Raw genomic sequence first — 14,682 nt, forward strand, 5'->3', positions numbered from 1 at the left:
AGGGGCCAAGCTCTCGGTCTCTCGCTGACGTTGCCCCCTCATCCGACCCTTCGGGCCACCTTCTCCCCGGCGGGGAGAAGAAACGAGTGGCAACGTCGTGCCCTGCACGGGGAGCGAGCCACGTACGATCTCTAATTCATGAAGCCCGCGACGACCCGGTCGCGGGCTTTTCGTTGCGCGGCATAACGGTTCTTAGCCTTTTCTTAACTATGTTCGTTAAGGTTATGGAAAGCACCATGAATTGCTTCGGTGCGTGAATGAGCATGAAACGGCTCTGACCAACAGGGGGTGTCATGTCAGTCATCACTTTCGCCAATACCAAGGGCGGTGCCGGAAAAACGACAGCAGTGCTGCTTCTGGCAACCGAACTGGCCCGCAGCGGTCACCGCGTGACCGTTCTGGACGCCGATCCGCAATTGTGGATTTCCCGCTGGCACGACTTGTCCGGCGAGATCGAAAATCTCTCGGTGATTTCGCATGTAACGATGGCTTCGCTTGAAGGCCATATTCGCGAGAATAAAACCAATACCGACTGTTTCATCATCGACCTGCCGGGTGCGAAAAGCCCGCTTCTGACCATGGCGCTCGGCATTTCCGATCATGTGCTGATCCCGGTTCAAGGTTCAGCCATGGATGCGCGCGGCGCTGCCGAGGTTCTGGATCACATCGAATTCCTGAACCGCAAGATGGGCAAGGCTATCGCCCATTCAATCGTACTGACACGGGTCAACGCCATGGTGGCGACGCGCTCCCTGCTGCTCGTCAAAATGCTGCTGGCGGAAAAGAACGTCTCGGTGCTCAATACGCCGATTGTCGAGAGAGCGGCCTATCGCGATATTTTCGATTATGGTGGTACGCTCCTCCGTCTCGATAAGGACAAGGTCAGCAATATCGACAAGGCGGTGGAGAACGCGAAATCCTTCGCCACCGAAGTTGTCGGCCTGCTGCCGAAACGTCTTTTGCGGCTCGGCACGCAACCGGCTCGCCTTTTCACCCGCAAGGCCGCCTGAAACATTGATTTCGGCCTTCTATCCTTCTGCGGTCTTCATCACCGCAGACGGATGATGATGCCTTGGACCATTGGCGGCCGTTGAGCTTGTTCGGGCATCGGTCGACGTTTTTCCGCGCCGGTTTCATTATTCGCTTGATTTGGAAATGATCGTTTCCTATATTCCGGCCATGAGCAATATCAACCACACCAATTCACCGGAACAGCGCCATCGCGGCAGGCCGCGCGAGTTTGACGTCGACCGCGCGCTCGATGGGGCGATCCGGGTTTTTTCCAGACGCGGTTATCATGCCACCTCCGTCGGTGATCTCACCGATGCGATGGAACTGGCACAGGGTAGTCTTTACAAGGCCTTCAAGGACAAGAAAGCCATCTTCATCGCCACGATGGAACGCTACAGGATCGTGCAGACCGAGCGTTTCGAGGCTGCGGTGGCTGGTTTCGATACCGGTTATGAGCGCATTAGGGCAGGCCTGATGTTCTATGCGGAACGGTCGCATGGCGGTGTCGGTTCCGATGGATGTCTGGTGGTTGGTGCTGCTGCCGATCTGGCGGCTCTGGATGACGATATTGCAATCGTGGTCGAGCGGGCGGTGAAGGCGAGGGAGCGAATTGTCGCCCGCCTCGTTGCTGAAGGGCAGAAGGATGGTTCCGTGCGTTCGAAGGCCGATCCCGATGATCTCGCCCGGGCGATGCTGTGCATGATGTACGGCATGCGCGTGGTGGGAAAGACGGGGCGCAGCCTCAAAGACATGGTGGCCGTGGTGGATATTGCCATGAAGCTTGCCGAGTGATTTTGTGACTATTTAGGAAACAATTGTTTCCATATTGGAGAAAATGATGACGACGCGTGTAATTGAAGGGGATGATGTCGAGGCAACATCCATTTCCCCGGCCTTGACGTTCCTCTTGGCAACAGCCTGCGGACTGATTGCCGCCAATCTTTATTATGGCCAGCCGCTGGCCGGTATCATCGGGGCGGAACTTGGTCTTTCTGCGGGTGCGACGGGGCTGATCGTGACCCTGACCCAGATCGGTTACGGTATCGGTCTACTGTTTGTCGTGCCGCTCGGCGATCTCGTTGAAAACCGCAAGCTGGTGGTCAGCGCCGTTGCGATGGCGGTGCTTTCCCTCGTGGCGGCGGCATTCGCGCCGCATGCGGCCCCGTTTCTGATTGCGGCCTTTCTGGTCGGCGTCAGTTCCGTGGCGGTGCAGGTCATCGTTCCCTATGCCGCCCACATGGCGCCGCATGCCATTCGCGGCCGGGTGGTCGGCAATGTCATGAGCGGGCTGATGGCCGGCATCATGCTGGCGCGCCCGGTTTCCAGCCTGCTGTCTGAAGTGGTCTCCTGGCGCGGTGTGTTTCTGACCTCGGCGGCCGTCATGGCGCTTCTTGCCGTGGTGCTTTTCCGGCTTCTGCCCGCCCGTATGCCCGATGCGCGGCTGAGCTACGGCGCATTGATGGCTTCGATGGGCCGGCTGGCGCTGCACACGCCGATCCTGCGGCGGCGGGCGATCTATCACGCCTTCCTGTTTGCGGCCTTCAGCCTGTTCTGGACCACGACGCCGCTTTATCTGAGCGGACCGCATTTCAATCTGAGCCAGGGTGAGATCGCGCTTTTCGCGCTGGCCGGTGCGGCCGGCACCGTGGCCGCGCCGATTGCCGGGCGGATGGCGGACCGTGGCTGGACGCGTGCGGCCACCTTCTTTGCCCTGGTGGCGGTGGCGCTCTCCTTCGCCGTCACACATCTTGCGCCCGAAGGCTCGCATCTCGCGCTCGCCATTCTGGTGGTCGCCGCCATCGTTCTGGATTTCGGCGTCACCACCAATCTGGTGCTTGGCCAGCGTGCCATCTTCACGCTCGAAGCGGAATTCCGCAGCCGCCTGAACGGCATCTATATGGCGACATTCTTCATGGGCGGCGCAATCGGTTCCGCCGTTGGCGGCTGGGCCTATGCCGTCGGCGAATGGCAAGCCGCCTCGTGGATCGGCTTCGCCTTGCCGGTGGCAGCCCTGCTTTATTTCCTCACGGAAAAACGCGACTGAAACGCCATTAAATGAAAAAAGCCCGGCGGACCAAACCGCCGGGCTTTTTCTTTTTCTTTCGGTCGATCCTATTCCGCGAATTCGACCACCACGCCGGGGCGGACCATTTTCGCCAGTTCGGTCGCATCCCAGTTGGTCAGGCGGATACAGCCGTGGCTGTTGGTCTTGCCGATCTTCGAGGGTTCCGGCGTGCCGTGAATGCCGTAGGTCGGCTTCGACAGCGCAATCCAGACCGTGCCGACCGGGCCGTTCGGACCCGGCGGAATCTGCAGGATTTTGTCGTTCTGGCCCTGCTTGAAGTTGATCTTCGGATTATAGGTGTAGCCGGGATTGAGCGCGATGCGCTCCACCGTGTGCGTGCCGCTTGGCGAGGGCGTATCCGTTGAACCGATGGTGGCCGGATAGGCGGCGATCAGATTGCCGTCCTGACCATAGGCGAAGACCTGCTTGATGCCCTTATGCGCGACGATGCGGGCAACCTGTCCCTTTTTCGTCTCGCCCGGATTGACGACCTTGATGATGGTGCCGGGAACGGAAAAATCGATGCCGGGGTTCAGTTCCTTCAGATAGTTCTCATCCATGTGGAAGCGTTCGGCGAGCGCTTCCGAAGTCGAGGTGAAGGAGAGGGCAGGCAGCTGCGATTTCTCGGCATAGTCGTCCGGGATGGAGGCGACATAGGGGCCGGCGGCGTCGGCGGCGGTAATGGTGTAGTCGACGATCGGCATGCCGCCGGATGCGCGCAGACGCTCCAGAATGTCATCGGAATTGTTGGGGTCGAGCTTCTCGCCGGTCATATCCTGCCAGGCGGCAATCGCCTTGTTGACGTTGTCGCCCATCTTGCCGTCGATAACGCCGGGCGAGATGCCTTCACGGTCGAGGAATGTCTGGAGCGCGACGATTTCCTGGCGCGAGCGATTGACCGGCGTTGTTACCGGCGTATGGCGCTCGATCAGGTGGTCCGGCTGCGGAACGGCGGCCGTGGTGCTTTCGCCCGGCATCGGCTGGCCGAGCGGCCCGCTTTCCACCGCACCGGGTGCGGGAACGGAGCCGGTATAGAAATTCTCGTCGGAACCGTCGCCGCGATATTCGCGGTAATCGCGCACGCTGCCATTGTCCTGATAGCCGTAGTCGCGTTGCGGCTCACGATACTGGCCGCCGGGGGCGGGCGGGTAATAGGTGGTGTCGCGCTGGCGTGCCTGTTGCCGCTCCTGGTAGCCGGAGGGCATTTCGGTGGCGAGGAGATTGCCGTACTGGTCGTAAAACACCGTGCGTCCCATGGAATCGCGGCTGATGACGATATCGCCGCGCTCCGGCATGAAGTCGAGCACACGACCATCAGGGGTCACCAGCATCGTCTGCTGATCGCCATAACGCTGCTGCGCGCCAGCCTGTAGCGGGGCGATAGCTGCCGCCAGCGCGACTGTCAGACCCAGAGCTGCGTTAAGAAACTGTTTCACGATTCTGCTATCCCTTACTTGTTCACCGATAAACACACCGCAATCTTGACCCTATTGTGAAAAAGGTGAATTCGCGGTTAATGCAATCTTAATTTCCGTCACGGTTAGTAGCGTTTCCGTGAAGCATGCGTTTTCAAGGTCACAGGGAGGTTTATCTTGCGTTCGTTTCAGGCTGGCAGATCGCCACGCATTTTCCTCGATGAAACCTCCGTTTTCGATATCGGCTCCTGCGTCGTCGACGGCATCGACATCGCGCCCGGCCGCGCCATTCCTGACGATGGCGATGCGCGCATCGACCACTCTCTGGAAGGCTTTCTGTTCACCTGCGGCCCCGACCATATCCGCCATCCCGAGCCGATCGATGGCGACGGTGAGGGACGTCGATATCCGCTGCATGGGTCCTTTTCCTCGCATCCCGCGACGGTCATTGCGTTCGATGTTCAAGAGTCCAATGCATTGGCGCGCGTCGAGGTTCCCGTGAAGCTTGCCGATGGCGGCACGGCCCTTCTGGAACGGACATGGCGTATCGACGGGGAGAGCGGCGAGGTCAGCCTCGATGACCGGATCGTCAACACGTCCGAGCGGCCCATCCCGGTGTTCCTGATGTATCATATGAATGTCGGCGCGCGCCTCTTCGACGATGCCGTGCGGCTTGAGGGCGCGATGCTGGATGGTGGCGGCCACGGCTGGCGTTTCGGCGAAGAGCCGGGCAATGTTTTCTGCGTTCCCGCCGGTGATGACGAGTGGGCGTCGCTCGCGCTCGGACCCATTGCGGCCATCGGCGGGAAAACGCTGACGGTGCGTTTTCGCACGCAAACGCTGCCCTATCTGCAGATGTGGCGCAACCAGCAGGCGCCGGCCAATGTGCTCGGCATCGAGCCGGTATCGCATCGCTGGGTGGGACGGAGCGAGCTTGAGGCGGCCGGCGAGTTCAATATTCTCCAGCCGGGCGAAAGCCGTTCCTTTGGCCTGCGCTTTTCCATCCTCTGAGCCGTACCGAATGAAGATGCCCTGTCATTGACGCAGGGGGTTTGACCGCTTACATCGGATGCGGATTTCAAGGGTGACAGCCAGCGGCGCGGACGCCGGTTTCAGCGGAGGCATGACATGGATATCAGGCGCATAGACGACGAATATTCGGTAACGGGACAGATCAGCGTCGCCGATCTCGACGAGATCAAGGCGCTCGGCTTCAAGTCGATCGTCTGCCACCGCCCTGACGGCGAAGAAGACGGCCAGCCGCTTTTCGCCGATATTGCCGAGCGTGCCGAGCAGCTTGGCCTCACCATCATGCATGTGCCGGTTGGCCGTTACGGCGTCGATGCCGATGCCGTTGCCGGCATGGTGGATGCGCTGGACGAATTGCAGCGCCCGATGCTCGGCTATTGCCGTTCCGGCGCGCGCTCGACGGCGATTTACGAAAAGACCCATCACCTGCGCGGCTGATTTTCCGCGCATCATTCGATTTTAAATGCCAATCAACAGGAGTTTTCCATGACCATCAAGCGTATCGAGCCGGGCAAGCGCATGAGCGGCGCCGTCGTTCACGGCAACACCGTTTATCTGGCCGGCCAGGTTGGCGAAGGCACGAGCGTTACGGAACAGAGCAAGTCTGCTCTCGCTGAAGTCGACCGCCTGCTGGCCGCTGCCGGTTCGGACAAGTCGAAGATCCTGCAGACCATCATCTATCTCTCCGACCTGTCCACCTTCGGCGAAATGAACGCCGTCTGGGAAGGCTGGATCGACCCGGCAAACCCGCCGGCCCGCGCCACCAGCGGCGCACCATTGGCGACGCCGGACTACAAGGTTGAGTTCATCGTGACCGCTGCTCTCTGAGCATCCGTCTGAGTTTTTAAGAAAAGGCCGGGTCGCGGAAAGCGGCCCGGCCTTTTTTGATGGGATGGGGTCAAAAACTCTCCCCGTCATGCCGGGCTTGACCCGGCATCCAGCCACGGCGTGTCTGCGCCGTGAAGAGAGTCTTTCGCGATCAAGGACTTGATCGCGCTGGACCCCGGATCTAGTCCGGGGTGACGGCGCGGCGTGGCGACATGGCCACAAAATCCCAAGTAGAAGTAATTTTCATGTTTTTTGAATCGCTTGCGTCCGTCACCTCACCGGCGAAGCAAGCGCCTTCTCAAACTGCTTCAACGTCGTCACCCGCTCCGCAAACCACAGCCTGGCCAGATCGCTCGCCGAGGCGAGATCGATGCCATCCGGGTCGATGGAGGTGATCGTCCAGCGGCCAGTTTTTGCGCCGGCCAGAACGGCGAGCCGGGACGCTTCGCCCTTGATGGCGTTGAGGCGGGTCGCTTCGCTTTCCGCCGCCGCCATCAGTTCGTCTGCGCCTGAGAGATTGGTGCGCAGATCGGCCGGGGTGATGTTGCTGGCATTGCGGGCCGGGCCGCCATTGATCTGCACACCTTCCGTCCGCAACCGGTAAAGCCGCGTGTCGGGAAGGGAGAGATAAAGTTTCGCTTTGGGGTAGCGGGCAATGTAGCGCGCGATGGCGAGCGGCGCTTCATCCGGGCCGATTTGTTCCGCCTTGCCCACCATTGTCAGCCGCGGCAGCGTCAGCGCATCTCCCTTGCCGAAGGGGGCGAGCGTCAGCGAGATGCGCGCGTCCGCCTCCATGTTGCGGGCGTGCAGCGTCAGCCCCGCCGCGAAGAAAAACGGCGTGCCGTCCGGCTCGATGCCGATATTGGTGGCGGTCGTATAGGGATAACCGCTGACCGGATCGAGGGTCGCAAGCGCTGCCGCGCGGGAAGTGTGCAAGACGTCCCGGGCCACGCGCACGGCCTCGAAAGGCGCACCGGCCGAGGACTCGATCTTTGCGCCGCGCGGGGTGATGACGGGAGAGGCTGCATCCGGCATGTCGTTTCCTAAGCTGTGAGTTTCAGTCAGGATTTACACCATGCCGGAGCCGTGTCCATGCGTCATATCAGCTTCCGGTCCTGATCTGCGTCAGGGTACGCGTCGGCGTGATCGCTTCGGCATCCAGCTTTACCTCGATAATGGCCGGCTTGCCGCTTGCCCGCGCCCGTTCGAAAGCGGCGGCGAAGTCTTGCGTTCTTTCCACCGTTTCGCCGTGGCCGCCATAGGCTTTGGCAAAGGCGTTGAAATCCGGATTGACAAGATCGGTGCCGCTGACGCGGCCGGGATATTCCCGCTCCTGATGCATGCGGATCGTGCCGTAGGTGCCGTTATTGACCAGTACGGTGATGATCGGCAGACCGTAACGCACGGCGGTGATGAATTCCTGCCCATGCATCATGAAACAGCCGTCGCCGGCAAAGCAGATCACCTCGCGCTCGGGGAACAGATGCTTGGCCGCGACCGCCGCCGGCAGGCCGTAACCCATCGAACCTGATGTCGGGGCCGATTGCGTATTGTAGCGACGGAAACGGTGGAAGCGATGGACCCAGGTGGCATAGTTGCCGGCGCCATTGGTGAAGATCGCGTCCTCGGGCACATTGCCCTCGATCCAGTCCATGATCGGACCCATCTGCACAGCGCCGGGGCCGGTCTTCGGCGGGGTCGACCAGCTGAGATAGGCCGCATGCATGGCGGCGGTGCGATCCGCCCATGCCGCACTGCCGGAAAGTGTGATGGAGGAGAGGGCGGCTATAAAATCGTCCGGTGCGGCGCAGATCGCCAGATCGGGACGGTAAACGCGGCCAAGCTCTTCGGCTTCCGGATAAATATGGACGAGTTTCTGCGACGGGTAGGGGATGTCGAGCAGCGTATAGCCGGAAGACGGCATTTCGGAGAGGCGGCCGCCGAGCAGCACCACGAGATCGGCCTCCTTGATCTCCTTGGCCAGCGCCGGGTTGATGCCGATGCCGACATCGCCCGCATAGGAGGGGCTCAGATGATCGAACAGCATCTGGCGGCGGAAGGAACAGCCAACGGGCAGCTTGTTGTTTTCCGCAAATGCCTTGAAGCCTGCGACGCTTTCCTCGGACCAGCGGGTGCCGCCGATGATGAAGACCGGGCGCTTCGCCTCGCCAAGCATTTTTGCGAAGGCGGCCATCTGTGACGAGCCGGGATGCGCTTCGACCGGAGTATAGGGCTTTGCTTCGGGCGCTTCGACCTCTTCCACCAGCATGTCTTCGGGCAGCGTCAGCACCACAGGGCCGGGGCGGCCGGAGGTGGCGACGGCAAAGGCGCGGGTGACGAATTCGGGGATGCGGCGCGCATCGTCGATCTCACCCACCCATTTGGCGAATTCGGTGAAGGCGCGGCGATATTCCACTTCCTGAAAGGCCTCGCGCTCACGCGCTTCGCGCTGAACCTGACCGATGAAGAGGATCATCGGAATGGAATCCTGCCTTGCGATGTGCAGCCCGGCCGAGGCGTTGGTGGCGCCCGGTCCGCGGGTCACCATGCAGATGCCGGGTTCACCCGTCAGCCGGCCCCATGTGTCGGCCATCATGGCGGCGCCGCCTTCCTGGCGGCAGACCACGGTTTCGATGCCGCTTTCATAAAGCGCATCCAGTACGGCGAGATAGCTTTCGCCCGGAACGCAGGAAACGCGGGAGACGCCATTGGCCTTCAGCGCTTCGACGATCAATTGCCCGCCTGTTCTTTTCATTCCGGCTGCAGTCATGGCGTCGTGGTCCTTTCGATGTTTTCCAGTTCGGCCAGCACCTGCGCCTGATGTTCGCCGAGCTTCGGGCTCGGGCGTTCATAGCGCAGCGGCGTTTGCGACATGATAATGGGTGTTCGGACCCCGGGAATGACGGTGCCGTCCTCCGCCTCCAGATCGACGCGAAGGCCACGGGCTTTCACCTGCGGGTCGGCGAACATTTCCTCGATGGAATTGATCGGTCCGGCGGGGACGGCGTTCTTTTCGCAGGCGGTCAGAAGATCGCGCTTCTGCCATTTCAGCGTTTCGGTGGAAACGATCTGCCGGACTTCCGCTTTATGGGCCACGCGGGCCTTGTTCGTCGCGTAACGTTCGTCATCGGCAATCGCACCGATGCCGAGAATGGTGCAGAGGCGGCGGAACTGGCCGTCATTACCGACCGCGAGGATCAGGAAACCGTCAGCCGTCGGCACCACCTCATAGGGGGAAATATTCGGATGGGCGTTGCCGAGCCGGACGGGCGGCTTGCCGGAAATCAGGTAATTCATGTTCTGGTTGGCGAGCACAGCCGATTGCACATCGAGAAGCGCCATGTCGATATGCTGGCCTTCGCCGGTGCGGATGGCGTGGATCAGGGCCGCCTGAATGGCTGAGACGGAATAGATGCCGGTGAAGATATCGGCAACCGCCACACCCGCCTTCATCGGCTGGCCATCCGCTTCACCTGTTATCGACATGAAGCCGGACATGCCCTGCACGATATAGTCATATCCGGCGAGATCGGCATAAGGCCCGGTCTGGCCGAAGCCGGTGATGGAGCAATAGATCAGCTTCGGATTGAGCGCCTTCAGGCTCTCGTAGTCGAGGCCATATTTGGCAAGCCCGCCGCGCTTGAAATTCTCGATGACGACATCGGCGGTGCGCACCAGCCGGCGCACCAGCTCGCAGCCCTCGGGCGTTTTCAGATCGGCGACGATGGAGCGTTTGCCGCGATTGGTGGCGTGGTAATAGGCGGCGGAGAGGTTTTCTCCATCGTCGCTTTCGACGAAAGGCGGTCCCCATGCGCGGGTATCGTCGCCGCCCTCGGGGTTTTCCACCTTGATGACATCAGCGCCCATATCGGCCAGCATCTGCCCTGCCCAGGGACCGGCCAGAACACGCGCCAGTTCGATGACGCGGATGCCCGATAGCGGCGGTTTCCTGTTTGGCATGTCGGTCATCGGTCCCCCGGTATTTTGTGTCTTCCGGTTTATAGACCGCTGCTTGCCTCGTCGCATGTGATTTTATCTCATGGACTTATTCCGTTTTGGAACGGCACTAAACTGGGGCTGACACGGCAGCTTCGACATTCGGTGTTTTGAGAGTCTCCTAATTCCGTCATTCCGGCCTTGAGCCGGAATCCAGCCAGCCCAAGTCATTGGGCTGAAAAGACTCTTCTCGCCGCGCAGACGCGCGTCGGCTGGATTCCGGCTCAAGGCCGGAATGACGGGGAGGGCGTTTTACTGTCATCCACGACGCGGCCGCACCAGGCGGCAAAATCCGCCGCGACGGGCTGCCAGCCGATTTCGTTCAAAGTCTCGTGCCGCATGCCCTTGTAGATCGTGTGCTCAACATGGCTGAAACCTGCCTCGCGGAAACGCTCCGCCAGCCAGACGATTTCCTTGCCGTCATTGGTGGCTTTGTCCTGATCGCCGCTGACAAGCAGAAGCGGTAAGGTTTTTGGCAGGCGCTCGATGAGTTTCGGTGCGTGATAGGAGAGTTCGAAGACATCCTGCCACAGGGAAACGCTCGCCTCGAACTGGCAGAGCGGGTCCTCCACATACGCGTCCACAGCCGCCCTGTCGTGGCTCAGCCAGTCGGCATGGGTGCGCCTTTCCGGCATTTTCGCATTCCACACGCGGAAGGTCGCCTTCGGCAGAATGGCGCTCGGCACATCCGAGCCCTTCAGCATCTTTTCGAGCCGCAACACGAGCTGCGCGAGACGGCCCATGAGGCCGGGATTGAGATTGGAATTCCAGATCGAGAGGCCATCGAAGGCATCCGGATGGCTGACGGCGGTGTTCAGCGCCACGAGGCCGCCCATGGAATTGCCGAACAGGATTACCGGCAGGCCGGGATGTCTTTCGACGGCCATCCGGCGCATCGCCATGACATCGGCAACGACCTTTTTCGCGCCGTCCTTCCAGGCAAAACGGCCGAGAGGCGCGTCCGCCGCTCTCGTGCGGCCATGGCCGCGATGGTCGTGGGCGTAGACTTCGAAACCCTGCTTCGACATCACATCCGCGAGCCGGCGATAACGGCCCGCGTGGTCAACCAGCCCATGGCAGATCATCAGCACGCCGCGCGCCGGGGCAAGAGCGGAGGGCTGGTGGCGAAAGGCGATAGATGCGCCGGAGGGGGCTTCCAGCCTCTGAATACGGCTGAAGGCCAAGTCGTCGGTCGTTTCATTCATGATCGCGCCTGTCCCTGCCATAACATCCCTTGTCATAATCATGGGGTCATAATCGTGCCAGAGGTTGCCCCAAGGCCCTATTTACCCTACATAGCGGCAAATTTCCCGATACGTACTCTTAAAAATCCGATGTGGAGCATTCGCTACAATGGCACGTCAATTCATCTATCACATGGCCGGGCTGAACAAGGCCTACGGTGCGAAGAAGGTTCTGGAGAATGTGCACCTCTCCTTCTACCCCGACGCCAAGATCGGTATCCTCGGCCCGAACGGCGCCGGTAAGTCGACTGTTCTGAAAATCATGGCCGGCCTAGACAAGGAATATACCGGTGAAGCCTGGCTCGCCGAAGGTGCTACGCTCGGTTACCTCGAGCAGGAGCCGAAGCTCGACGAAAACAAGACCGTCATGGAAAACGTCATGGAAGGCGTGGCGAGCAAGACGGCGATCGTCGACCGCTACAACGAATTGATGATGAACTATTCCGACGAAACGGCGGATGAGGGCGCAAAGCTTCAGGACATCATCGACAGCCAGAATCTCTGGGACCTGGAAAACCAGGTCGAGATGGCCATGGACGCGCTGCGTTGCCCGCCCGGCGACTCGGCTGTAACCGGTCTTTCCGGTGGTGAACGCCGTCGTGTGGCGCTCTGCCGTCTGCTGCTGTCGCAGCCGGATCTGCTGCTGCTCGACGAACCGACCAACCACCTCGATGCGGAAACCATTGCGTGGCTTGAAAAGCACCTGCGCGATTATCCCGGCGCCGTGATGATGATCACCCACGACCGCTACTTCCTCGACAACGTCACGGGCTGGATTCTCGAGCTCGACCGGGGTCGCGGCATTCCTTACGAAGGCAATTACTCCGCTTACCTGCAGGCGAAAGCCAAGCGCATGCAGCAGGAAGCCCGCGAAGACGCCTCGCGCCAGAAGGCCATCAGCCGCGAACAGGAATGGATCGCCTCCAGCCCCAAGGCCCGCCAGACGAAGTCCAAGGCACGTATCAAGGCCTATGACGAGCTGGTGGAAGCAGCGGAAAACCGCCGTCCCGGCGATGCGCAGATCGTCATTCCGGTTGCCGAGCGTCTCGGTCGCGTCGTCATCGAAGCCGACAACCTGACGAAGTCCTATGGCGACCGCGTGCTGATCGAAAACCTGTCCTTCAAGCTGCCCCCCGGCGGTATTGTAGGCGTCATCGGCCCGAACGGCGCCGGTAAGACGACGCTGTTCAAGATGATTACCGGCCAGGAAAAGCCTGATAGTGGCTCCGTGACCGTTGGTGATACCGTTCAGCTCGGTTACGTCGACCAGAGCCGTGACGCGCTGGCGGGTGACAAGACCGTGTGGGAAGAAATCTCCGGCGGCAACGACATCATCAAGCTCGGCAAGTTCGAAGTGAACTCGCGCGCCTATTGCGGCGCCTTCAACTTCAAGGGCGGCGATCAGCAGCAGAAGGTCGGCAATCTCTCGGGCGGTCAGCGTAACCGCGTGCACCTCGCCAAGATGCTGAAGGCCGGCGGCAACGTTCTGCTGCTCGACGAACCGACCAACGACCTTGATACGGAAACGCTGGCAGCACTTGAAGAAGCGCTGGAAGCCTTTGCCGGTTGCGCCGTTATCATCAGCCACGACCGCATGTTCCTCGACCGTCTGGCCACGCACATCCTCGCTTTCGAGGGTGACAGCCATGTGGAATGGTTCGAAGGCAACTTCGAAGACTACGAAAAGGACAAGGTCCGCCGCCTCGGCCCAGAAAGCATCAAGCCCGGCCGCGTGAGCTACAAGCGCCTGACGCGCTAAGTAAACATTGAGCGTCGCGTGAGCAGCGCTCAATTGACGTATTAAACTATTAGGGCGGGCGTCATCGCGAAGACCAGAACGGGGCACCCGCCTGCTCCTCCGCCCAGTATTCGGGGCTCCAATTTTTCAAAATGTGTTGTAGAAGAACCTGTGCCCGCAGTTTCTCGTCCCAAGTCGAGGTAGCCTGCTGCCATCCACTTAACCAACGCAGTCGATCTTGTCACAATAACGCCGACGTCCGCGACACGAAGATCATAGAGAAGTCGAAAGTTGTTTAAGTCTCTATCGTAAAAGGGGTCCTTATTGTTCCACTCCACTTCAAGGGCGATTTTTCCTTTGAAACAATCAACCTTGTGTGTCGGCGAGTCACTCTGTTGGCCATCCACGAGGACTGCCGTCTCAAACTTTGTTTCTTTCCAATCTCTGTAATAAAACTGCCCATCAATGGCTGAAGATATCGGGCTTTTCCTTCCGCCTTTTGCGGCTAAAGCCTCCTTGTCCAACGAAAAATGGCCAAGTACATCGACAATGTCGGCCCACTCTTGAGGGTGACCATATTGCAAGATTGTTTTGGCATTTCGCCAATCATAACAATCCCATCCTGGAAGCAGATCGATTTTAGGTAATCCAGCGCTCATTCAGCAGCTTCCACAGACGAATTGTAAGCGTAGGTGCTCCACGTCGGCTTGTAACTTTCATCGGCCTGATTGCCCCAGTAGGTCCAACCCGGACGGGTTCCGCGTGCAAACAGCTCGAGATAGGGACCACGGGAGCAATCCTCAATGAGGTCATATTGCTCATCGGGCTTACGGGAATGTTCGCGTTTACGTGTAGCGAGATAATTTACCTGACTGCGGCCAGGCCCAAGCGTGCGGGCATTTTTACCCCTGACACCGAACAAAAGCAGTTCTGTAACATTGCGGAAATAGAAACCGACGCCTCGACCGTCTGATCCACCGTCCTTGCGTATTTTATGCCAAACGATATTGGATTTATATTCAAAGCCCCAAGATGCCAGAACTTTCAGACCATCCGGGAGCAGGGCGTTAGGCACCCACATATAAAGATGCGCAGGTTCAGCTGCGAGAGAGGCTACCGGTAGTGCGCAAATGTCAGCGGTCGTCATCGTCTCATAGCGAGAAAGACGGTGATGCTCCGGCGCGACTTTTCCGGTCCGATTAGTGAAACGCCAAGGCGGGTCGGCAAGAATCGTGTGGAATTTCTTCCCTCCAAGCTTGCTCATCAGGTCCATTGATGGATCTATCGGCTCAGCATTCAAAGACTTATTCCTTTATGAAGTTCAGAACAAAAGTAGAACAAATTGTTCCAATGTCA

14 protein-coding genes are annotated in these 14,682 nt (G+C 59.8%); 7 read left to right on the forward strand and 7 right to left on the reverse strand.

What is annotated here, in order from left to right; genetic code table 11:
- Positions 1-293 precede the first annotated feature (293 nt).
- The 3 genes from BTE54_RS06500 to BTE54_RS06510 all read left to right on the forward strand — a co-directional run bounded on the left by BTE54_RS06500 (position 294) and on the right by BTE54_RS06510 (position 3,055).
- Positions 294-1,010, forward strand: a complete 717-nt coding sequence (locus tag BTE54_RS06500; protein WP_078051836.1) for a ParA family protein — start codon at positions 294-296, stop codon at positions 1,008-1,010.
- A gap of 145 nt (positions 1,011-1,155) precedes the next feature.
- On the forward strand, positions 1,156-1,803 hold the full coding sequence (locus BTE54_RS06505; protein WP_078051952.1) for a TetR/AcrR family transcriptional regulator: 648 nt from the start codon (positions 1,156-1,158) through the stop codon (positions 1,801-1,803).
- Positions 1,804-1,849: 46 nt separating this feature from the next.
- Positions 1,850-3,055: an MFS transporter gene (locus BTE54_RS06510; RefSeq protein ID WP_198939088.1), complete on the forward strand. Its 1,206-nt coding sequence runs from the start codon at positions 1,850-1,852 to the stop codon at positions 3,053-3,055.
- 68 nt (positions 3,056-3,123) lie between these two features.
- Here the strand turns inward: BTE54_RS06510 and BTE54_RS06515 are convergent, their stop codons facing one another.
- Entirely contained in the window at positions 3,124-4,512 is a 1,389-nt protein-coding gene (locus BTE54_RS06515) for a L,D-transpeptidase family protein (protein WP_065655792.1), read from the reverse strand.
- 156 nt (positions 4,513-4,668) lie between these two features.
- Between BTE54_RS06515 and BTE54_RS06520 the strand changes: the two genes are divergently transcribed.
- The 3 genes from BTE54_RS06520 (at position 4,669) to BTE54_RS06530 (ending at position 6,348) form a co-directional block, all read left to right on the forward strand.
- Complete coding sequence (locus BTE54_RS06520) at positions 4,669-5,502, forward strand: aldose 1-epimerase family protein (RefSeq protein WP_078051838.1); 834 nt, start codon at positions 4,669-4,671, stop codon at positions 5,500-5,502.
- 117 nt (positions 5,503-5,619) lie between these two features.
- Complete coding sequence (locus BTE54_RS06525) at positions 5,620-5,958, forward strand: TIGR01244 family sulfur transferase (RefSeq protein WP_003522797.1); 339 nt, start codon at positions 5,620-5,622, stop codon at positions 5,956-5,958.
- Positions 5,959-6,006: 48 nt separating this feature from the next.
- A complete protein-coding gene (locus BTE54_RS06530; protein ID WP_078051839.1) occupies positions 6,007-6,348 on the forward strand; it encodes a RidA family protein in 342 nt (113 codons plus the stop codon).
- A 270-nt stretch (positions 6,349-6,618) separates the two neighbouring features.
- On the opposite strand, the gene BTE54_RS06535 is transcribed toward BTE54_RS06530, so the two are convergent.
- The 4 genes from BTE54_RS06535 to BTE54_RS06550 form a co-directional block, all read right to left on the reverse strand.
- Entirely contained in the window at positions 6,619-7,383 is a 765-nt protein-coding gene (locus tag BTE54_RS06535; protein WP_065655795.1) for a HugZ family protein, read from the reverse strand.
- A 67-nt stretch (positions 7,384-7,450) separates the two neighbouring features.
- Positions 7,451-9,118 (reverse strand): thiamine pyrophosphate-binding protein, encoded by a 1,668-nt coding sequence (locus BTE54_RS06540; RefSeq protein ID WP_198939089.1) that lies wholly within the window; start codon positions 9,116-9,118, stop codon positions 7,451-7,453.
- Complete coding sequence (locus BTE54_RS06545; protein WP_065655797.1) at positions 9,115-10,317, reverse strand: CaiB/BaiF CoA-transferase family protein; 1,203 nt, start codon at positions 10,315-10,317, stop codon at positions 9,115-9,117. The genes BTE54_RS06540 and BTE54_RS06545 overlap by 4 nt, the downstream gene beginning before the upstream one ends.
- Positions 10,318-10,568: 251 nt before the next feature.
- Complete coding sequence (locus BTE54_RS06550; protein WP_245316566.1) at positions 10,569-11,549, reverse strand: alpha/beta hydrolase; 981 nt, start codon at positions 11,547-11,549, stop codon at positions 10,569-10,571.
- 148 nt (positions 11,550-11,697) lie between these two features.
- Here BTE54_RS06550 and ettA point away from each other — a divergent pair, with 148 nt between their 5' ends.
- Positions 11,698-13,347: an energy-dependent translational throttle protein EttA gene (ettA, locus tag BTE54_RS06555; protein ID WP_078051840.1), complete on the forward strand. Its 1,650-nt coding sequence runs from the start codon at positions 11,698-11,700 to the stop codon at positions 13,345-13,347.
- 41 nt (positions 13,348-13,388) lie between these two features.
- On the opposite strand, the gene BTE54_RS06560 is transcribed toward ettA, so the two are convergent.
- On the reverse strand, positions 13,389-13,985 hold the full coding sequence (locus BTE54_RS06560) for a BglII/BstYI family type II restriction endonuclease (RefSeq protein WP_078051841.1): 597 nt from the start codon (positions 13,983-13,985) through the stop codon (positions 13,389-13,391).
- Positions 13,982-14,626 carry an MT-A70 family methyltransferase gene (locus BTE54_RS06565; protein ID WP_223215539.1) on the reverse strand — a complete coding sequence of 215 codons (645 nt, stop codon included), beginning with the start codon at positions 14,624-14,626 and terminating at the stop codon, positions 13,982-13,984. Before BTE54_RS06565 ends, BTE54_RS06560 begins: the two co-directional genes overlap by 4 nt.
- Positions 14,627-14,682 lie beyond the last annotated feature (56 nt).

Origin of the sequence: Agrobacterium sp. YIC 4121 (assembly GCF_002008205.1) — a bacterium.
GTDB lineage: Bacteria > Pseudomonadota > Alphaproteobacteria > Rhizobiales > Rhizobiaceae > Agrobacterium > Agrobacterium leguminum.

What these genes read in the sequence shown, in the direction of transcription:
- BTE54_RS06500 (WP_078051836.1), top strand. Translation starts at nt 294, where the DNA reads ATGTCAGTCATCACTTTCGCCAATACCAAGGGCGGTGCCGGAAAAACG.
- BTE54_RS06505 (WP_078051952.1), top strand. Translation starts at nt 1,156, where the DNA reads ATGATCGTTTCCTATATTCCGGCCATGAGCAATATCAACCACACCAAT.
- BTE54_RS06510 (WP_198939088.1), top strand. Translation starts at nt 1,850, where the DNA reads ATGACGACGCGTGTAATTGAAGGGGATGATGTCGAGGCAACATCCATT.
- BTE54_RS06525 (WP_003522797.1), top strand. Translation starts at nt 5,620, where the DNA reads ATGGATATCAGGCGCATAGACGACGAATATTCGGTAACGGGACAGATC.
- BTE54_RS06530 (WP_078051839.1), top strand. Translation starts at nt 6,007, where the DNA reads ATGACCATCAAGCGTATCGAGCCGGGCAAGCGCATGAGCGGCGCCGTC.
- BTE54_RS06535 (WP_065655795.1), bottom strand. Translation starts at nt 7,383, where the DNA reads ATGCCGGATGCAGCCTCTCCCGTCATCACCCCGCGCGGCGCAAAGATC.
- BTE54_RS06540 (WP_198939089.1), bottom strand. Translation starts at nt 9,118, where the DNA reads ATGACTGCAGCCGGAATGAAAAGAACAGGCGGGCAATTGATCGTCGAA.
- BTE54_RS06545 (WP_065655797.1), bottom strand. Translation starts at nt 10,317, where the DNA reads ATGACCGACATGCCAAACAGGAAACCGCCGCTATCGGGCATCCGCGTC.
- BTE54_RS06550 (WP_245316566.1), bottom strand. Translation starts at nt 11,549, where the DNA reads ATGAATGAAACGACCGACGACTTGGCCTTCAGCCGTATTCAGAGGCTG.
- ettA (WP_078051840.1), top strand. Translation starts at nt 11,698, where the DNA reads ATGGCACGTCAATTCATCTATCACATGGCCGGGCTGAACAAGGCCTAC.
- BTE54_RS06560 (WP_078051841.1), bottom strand. Translation starts at nt 13,985, where the DNA reads ATGAGCGCTGGATTACCTAAAATCGATCTGCTTCCAGGATGGGATTGT.